This is a genomic window from Bradyrhizobium sp. (genome assembly GCF_052389815.1).
Classification (GTDB): domain Bacteria; phylum Pseudomonadota; class Alphaproteobacteria; order Rhizobiales; family Xanthobacteraceae; genus Bradyrhizobium.
The window spans coordinates 22266-29189 of sequence record NZ_JBQTHN010000053.1 but is presented as its reverse complement, the minus strand read 5'-3'; the positions used below and the strand labels follow the sequence as shown (position 1 = coordinate 29189).

Here is a 6924-nt window from a genome sequence, read left to right as displayed (position 1 = left end):
TGCCGATCCGCGAGAACAAGGCGCAGGAAATCTACATCGTGATGTCCGGCGAGATGATGGCGATGTATGCCGCCAACAACATCTCCAAGGGCATTCTGAAATACGCCAATTCCGGCGGCGTGCGCCTCGGCGGCCTGGTCTGCAACGAGCGGCAGACCGACAAGGAGCTCGAGCTTGCCGAAGCGATGGCCAAGAAGCTCGGCACCCAGCTGATCTACTTCGTGCCGCGCGACAACATCGTACAGCACGCCGAGCTGCGCCGCATGACGGTGCTGGAATATGCCCCGGACTCGGTGCAGGCCGGCCACTACCGGACGCTGGCCGAGAAGATCCACAACAATGGCGGCAAGGGCATCATCCCGACCCCGATCACCATGGACGAGCTCGAGGACATGCTGATGGAGCACGGCATCATGAAGCCGGTCGACGAAGCCATCGTCGGCAAGACCGCTGCCGAGCTCGCAGCCGAAGAAGTTGCGAGGTTGTCGGCCGCCTGAGTTCACGCATCAATTCCGGTCACTCGCAGGGAGGGGCCGGACTCCTGCACCGCAAACGGATCAAGCGAGGAACAACCAGATGAGTTTAGCCAAGACGGAAAGCGTTGCGGAGATCAAGGCTCGCAACAAGGAACTGATCGCAGAGGTGCTCAAGGTCTATCCGGAGAAAACCTTGAAGCGTCGCGCCAAGCACCTCAACGTGCATGAGGCCGGCAAGTCCGATTGCGGCGTCAAGTCGAACCTCAAGTCGGTACCCGGCGTCATGACCATCCGCGGCTGCGCCTACGCCGGCTCGAAGGGCGTGGTGTGGGGTCCGATCAAGGATATGATCCACATCAGCCACGGACCGGTCGGATGCGGCCAGTACTCCTGGGCTGCCCGGCGCAACTATTACATCGGCACGACCGGTATCGATACCTTCGTGACCATGCAGTTCACCTCCGACTTCCAGGAGAAGGACATCGTCTTCGGCGGCGACAAGAAGCTCGCCAAGATCATGGACGAAATCCAGGAGCTGTTCCCGCTCAACAGGGGCATTACGGTCCAGTCGGAATGCCCGATCGGATTGATAGGCGACGACATCGAAGCCGTCTCCAAGCAGAAGTCTAAGGAATACGAAGGCAAGACCATCGTGCCGGTCCGCTGCGAAGGTTTCCGCGGCGTTTCGCAATCGCTCGGCCACCACATCGCCAACGACTCGATCCGCGACTGGGTGTTCGACAAGATCGCCCCCGACGCGCCGCCGAAGTTCGAGCCGACGCCCTACGACGTGGCGATCATCGGCGACTACAATATCGGCGGAGACGCCTGGTCGTCCCGCATCTTGCTCGAGGAGATGGGGCTGCGCGTGATCGCGCAGTGGTCGGGCGACGGCAGCCTGGCCGAGCTCGAAGCGACTCCCAAGGCCAAGCTCAACGTCCTGCACTGCTACCGCTCGATGAACTACATCTCGCGCCACATGGAAGAGAAGTACGGTATTCCGTGGTGCGAATACAATTTCTTCGGCCCTAGCAAGATCGCGGAATCGCTGCGCAAGATCGCCGGCTTCTTCGACGACAAGATCAAGGAGGGCGCCGAGCGCGTCATCGCCAAGTACCAGCCCTTGATGGACGCGGTGATCGCGAAATACCGGCCGCGGCTCGAAGGCAAGACCGTAATGCTGTTCGTCGGCGGTCTTCGTCCGCGCCACGTGATCGGCGCCTATGAGGATCTCGGCATGGAGGTGGTCGGCACCGGCTACGAGTTCGGCCACAACGACGACTATCAGCGGACGGCCCAGCACTACGTCAAGGACGGCACGCTGATCTATGACGACGTGACGGGATACGAGTTCGAGAAGTTCGTCGAGAAGGTGCAACCCGATCTGGTCGGCTCGGGCATCAAGGAAAAATACGTGTTCCAGAAGATGGGTGTGCCGTTCCGGCAGATGCACTCCTGGGACTACTCCGGCCCCTACCATGGCTATGACGGCTTCGCGATCTTCGCGCGCGACATGGACATGGCCATCAATTCGCCGATCTGGAAGAAGGCCAAGGCCCCCTGGAAGGATGTGCCGAAGCCGACGCTGATGGCGGCGGAGTAACTGGGCGACTGCGGCTCTCTCCCGTCCGGGAGAGAGCCGGCATCGAAAGATCGACACACGCGATTTCAAGAGGGTAACACCATGACGCAGAATGCAGACCACGTGCTCGATCATTTCGAGCTGTTCCGCGGCCCGGAATACCAGCAGATGCTGGCGAACAAGAAGAAGATGTTCGAGAATCCGCGCGATCCCGCGGAAGTCGAGCGCATCCGCGAATGGGCCAAGACGCCCGAATACCGCGAGAAGAATTTCGCGCGCGAAGCGCTCACGGTCAATCCCGCCAAGGCCTGCCAACCGCTCGGCGCAGTATTTGCCGCGGTCGGCTTCGAGGGCACCATTCCGTTCGTGCACGGCTCGCAGGGTTGCGTCGCCTATTACCGCAGCCATCTGTCGCGGCACTTCAAGGAGCCGAGCTCCTGCGTTTCGTCCTCGATGACGGAAGACGCGGCCGTGTTCGGCGGCCTCAACAACATGATCGACGGCCTGGCCAACACCTACGCGATGTACAAGCCGAAGATGATCGCCGTGTCCACCACCTGCATGGCGGAAGTGATCGGCGACGATCTGAACGCCTTCATCAAGACGTCGAAGGAAAAAGGCTCGGTACCCGCTGAATTCGATGTACCGTTCGCGCATACGCCGGCGTTTGTCGGCAGTCATGTCACCGGATATGACAACGCGTTGAAAGGTATCCTCGAGCATTTCTGGGACGGCAAGGCCGGCACGGCGCCGAAGATCGAGCGCCGGCCCAACGAGAAGATCAACTTCATTGGTGGCTTCGACGGCTACACCGTTGGCAATACCCGCGAGATCAAGCGCCTCTTCGAGGCAATGGGGATCGAATACACCATCCTTGCCGACAACAGCGAGGTGTTCGACACTCCGACGGACGGCGAATTCCGCATGTATGACGGCGGCACCACGCTGGAGGATGCGGCGAACGCGATCCACGCCAAGGCGACGATCTCGATGCAGCAATATTCGACGGAAAAGACGCTGCCGTTCATCGCCGCTCATGGTCAGGAAGTGGTCGCCTTCAATCATCCCGTCGGCGTGACGGCAACCGACGAGTTCCTGATGGCGCTGTCACGCATTTCCGGCAAGGAGATCCCGGAAGCACTGGCGCGCGAGCGTGGACGACTGGTCGATGCGATGGCCGATTCGAGCGCGCATATCCACGGCAAGAAGTTCGCGATCTACGGCGATCCCGATCTTTGCTACGGTCTCGCGGCGTTCCTGCTCGAGCTCGGTGCCGAGCCGACCCACGTTCTCGCCACCAACGGCAGCAAGGCCTGGGCGGAAAAGATGCAGGCCCTGTTCGCGAGTTCGCCGTTCGGCCAGAACTGCCACATCTATCCCGGCAAGGATCTCTGGCACATGCGCTCGCTGCTGTTCACCGAACCGGTAGACTTTGTGATCGGCAATACCTACGGCAAATATCTCGAGCGCGACACCGGCACGCCGCTGATCCGCATCGGCTTCCCGGTGTTCGACCGCCATCACCATCACCGGTATCCGGTGTGGGGTTATCAGGGCGGCCTGAACGTCCTGGTCCGGATCCTCGACAAGATCTTTGACGAGATCGACAAGAACACCAACGTTCCCGCGAAGACCGACTACAGCTTCGACATCATTCGCTGAGGGGACATCGCGACGACGCATCATCGCCATCCCGGAAGTTGATCCGGGTTGGCGGCGGAGAAGACGACCAGCGCCTGCGTGCTGCGCGCTTGTGCAGCCATTCCGTGGACAGGAGAGACGAATGAGTTCGCTGTCGGCCACCATCCAGGACGTCTTCAACGAGCCGGGCTGCGGCAAGAACGCGAACAAATCGGAGGCTGAGCGCAAGAAGGGCTGCACCAAGCAGCTTCTGCCTGGCGGCGCCGCCGGCGGCTGTGCCTTCGATGGTGCGAAGATTGCGCTGCAGCCTTTGACGGATGTGGCGCATCTCGTGCACGGCCCAATCGCCTGCGAAGGAAATTCCTGGGACAATCGCGGCGCCAGATCATCCGGTGCCGATATCTGGCGCACGGGATTTACCACCGACATCAATGAAACCGACGTCGTGTTCGGCGGCGAGAAGCGCCTTTACAAGGCGGTCAAGGAAATCATCGAAAAGTACAACCCGCCTGCGGTATTCGTTTATCAGACCTGTGTTCCCGCCATGATCGGCGACGACATCAACGCGGTCTGCAAGGCAGCCTCGGCGAAATTCGGCAAGCCGGTCATCCCGGTGAATTCCCCCGGCTTCGTCGGGCCGAAGAACCTCGGCAACAAGCTCGCCGGCGAAGCGCTGCTCGAGCACGTGATCGGGACCGAGGAACCGGATTACACCACGCCCTACGACCTCAACATCATCGGCGAATATAATCTGTCCGGCGAACTCTGGCAGGTGAAACCGATGCTCGACGAGCTCGGCATCCGCATTCTGTCGTGCATCTCCGGCGACGGAAAATACAAAGAGGTGGCCTATTCGCATCGCGCGAGGGCGGCGATGATGGTCTGTTCCAAGGCCATGATCAACGTGGCGCGTAAAATGGAAGAGCGCTACGGCATCCCGTTCTTCGAGGGCTCGTTCTACGGCATCCAGGACTCCAGCGATTCGCTGCGCGAGATCGCGCGGCTACTGATCGAGCGCGGCGCGCCCGACGAACTGATGGCGCGCACGGAAGCCGTGATCGCGCGCGAAGAAGCAAAAGCCTGGGCCGCCATCGAGCCCTTCAAGCCGCGCTTTGCCGGCAAGAAGGTTCTGCTCATCACCGGCGGCGTCAAGTCGTGGTCGGTGCTCGCTGCGCTGCAGGAGGCAGGCCTCGAACTGGTCGGCACCAGCGTCAAGAAGTCCACCAAAGAGGACAAGGAGCGGATCAAGGAGTTGATGGGGCAGGACGCCCACATGATCGACGATATGACGCCGCGCGAGATGTACAGGATGATGAAGGAGGCCCGCGCCGACATCATGCTTTCCGGCGGCAAGTCGCAATTCGTCGCCTTGAAGGCCGGAATGCCCTGGCTCGACATCAACCAGGAGCGGAGCCACGCCTATATGGGCTATGTCGGCATGGTGAAACTGGTCGAGGAAATCGACAAGTCGCTGTTCAATCCGATGTGGCAGCAGCTTCGCCGTCCGGCGCCGTGGGAGAATGGCGCGGACAACTGGCAAGCCAAAGCGATAGCGCAGGCAGATGCGGAGGCCGCCGCGTTGGCCGCCGATCCCGAGCGTGCCGAACAGGCTCGTCGCGCCAAAAAGATATGTCTCTGCAAGACCGTCGATCTCGGCACCATCGAAGACGCGATCCAAGCGCACGGGCTGAACGCGGTCGATGGCGTCAAGCAGCATACCAACGCGTCGGGTGGATGCGGCGCCTGCAAGGGCCGCATCGAGGACATCCTGGCCGCCGTGGCACCGCAGCCTGCTCCTCTCCTTCAGGCCGCGGAGTAGGGCAGTCTCATGGCCACCGTCACCATTGGCAAGAAGGCCTGCGCGGTCAATCCGCTGAAGATGAGCCAGCCGATCGGTGGTGCGTTCGCGTTCATGGGGCTGCGCGGATCGATGCCGCTGTTGCACGGCTCGCAGGGCTGCACCTCCTTCGGGCTGACCCTGTTCGTGCGGCATTTCAAGGAAGCGGTGCCGCTGCAGACCACGGCGATGAGCGAAGTTGCGACCGTGCTGGGCGGCTACGAGAATGTCGAGCAGGCCATTCTCAACATCTACAACCGGACCAAGCCCGAGATTATCGGCATCTGCTCGACCGGCGTGACCGAAACCAAGGGCGACGACGTCGAGGGCTACATCAGAACCATTCGGCAGAAGCACCCGCAGCTCGCCAATTTCCCGCTGGTCTACGTGCCGACACCGGATTTCAAGGATGCGTTTCAGGACGGTTGGGAAAAGACCGTCGCGCGCATGGTCGAGGTGCTGGTCGAGGCGCCGAAAGCCGACGCGCAGCGCGATTCGGCGCGAATCAACGTTCTTCCGGGTTGCCACCTCACGCCGGGCGATCTCGACGAGCTGCGCACCATTTTTGAAGATTTCGGACTCAAACCCTCGTTCCTGCCCGACCTCGCCGGCTCGCTGGATGGGCACATCCCCGATGAGTTCACGCCGACGACGATCGGCGGCATCGGCGTCGACGAGGTCGCAACCATGGGGCAGGCCGCCTGGACCATTGCCATCGGCGCCCAGATGCGGCGCGCGGCGGAAGCCCTGGAGAAGAAAGCGGGCGTTCCGTTCCGGGTATTCGAGCGACTGTGCGGCCTGATCCCCAATGATGAATTCATCATGTTCCTGAGCGAGATCAGCGGCCGGCCGGTGCCGCCAAAATACCGGCGCCAGCGCGGCCAGTTGGCCGACGCAATGCTGGATGCGCATTTTCATATCGGCGGCAAGAAGCTTGCGATCGGCGCCGAGCCGGACCTCCTGTTCGATCTCAGCAGCATGCTGCACGAGATGGGTGCGAAAGTGACGGTTGCGGTGACGACGACGCAGTCGCCGGTGCTGGAACGCGTGGCGGCCGACGAGGTGTTGATCGGCGATCTGGAAGACCTCGAAAATCTCGCCAAGGACCGCGGCTGCAACTTGCTGATCAGCCATTCCCATGGCCGGCAGGCGGCGGCGCGGTTGAAGATACCGTTCTACCGCGCCGGCTTTCCGATGTTCGACCGGCTCGGCGCCGGACATCTGCTGTCGGTCGGCTATCGCGGCACGCGGGATCTGATCTTCGACATCGGCAATCTCATCATCGCCGACCACGAGGAAAATCACGAGCCGACGCCTGACACCTGGCGGAACGACCTCGTCGAGATCCAGGGTTCCGGCGACCCGATGATCATCCACTGACGCGAAGC

The 6924-nt window shown here is 61.6% G+C and carries 4 protein-coding genes and 1 pseudogene; all 5 read left to right on the top strand.

Going from position 1 to position 6924, the window contains the following annotated elements; translation table 11 throughout:
- Positions 1-497 (top strand): annotated as a pseudogene (gene nifH, locus ACT4OC_RS09870) (nitrogenase reductase); the annotation flags it as partial.
- 79 nt (positions 498-576) lie between these two features.
- Complete coding sequence (nifD, locus tag ACT4OC_RS09865) at positions 577-2079, top strand: nitrogenase molybdenum-iron protein alpha chain (RefSeq protein WP_444838788.1); 1503 nt, start codon at positions 577-579, stop codon at positions 2077-2079.
- A gap of 81 nt (positions 2080-2160) precedes the next feature.
- Positions 2161-3720 (top strand): nitrogenase molybdenum-iron protein subunit beta, encoded by a 1560-nt coding sequence (gene nifK / locus ACT4OC_RS09860; RefSeq protein ID WP_444838787.1) that lies wholly within the window; start codon positions 2161-2163, stop codon positions 3718-3720.
- Between the two features lie 121 nt (positions 3721-3841).
- Positions 3842-5518, top strand: coding sequence for a nitrogenase iron-molybdenum cofactor biosynthesis protein NifE (nifE, locus tag ACT4OC_RS09855; protein WP_444838786.1), 1677 nt, complete (start codon positions 3842-3844; stop codon positions 5516-5518).
- A 9-nt stretch (positions 5519-5527) separates the two neighbouring features.
- Positions 5528-6916, top strand: a complete 1389-nt coding sequence (gene nifN / locus ACT4OC_RS09850) for a nitrogenase iron-molybdenum cofactor biosynthesis protein NifN (RefSeq protein ID WP_444838785.1) — start codon at positions 5528-5530, stop codon at positions 6914-6916.
- Positions 6917-6924: the final 8 nt, after the last annotated feature.

Excerpts from the sequence above, each read along its gene's own strand:
- nifD (WP_444838788.1), top strand. The coding sequence starts at position 577 with ATGAGTTTAGCCAAGACGGAAAGCGTTGCGGAGATCAAGGCTCGCAAC.
- nifK (WP_444838787.1), top strand. The coding sequence starts at position 2,161 with ATGACGCAGAATGCAGACCACGTGCTCGATCATTTCGAGCTGTTCCGC.
- nifE (WP_444838786.1), top strand. The coding sequence starts at position 3,842 with ATGAGTTCGCTGTCGGCCACCATCCAGGACGTCTTCAACGAGCCGGGC.
- nifN (WP_444838785.1), top strand. The coding sequence starts at position 5,528 with ATGGCCACCGTCACCATTGGCAAGAAGGCCTGCGCGGTCAATCCGCTG.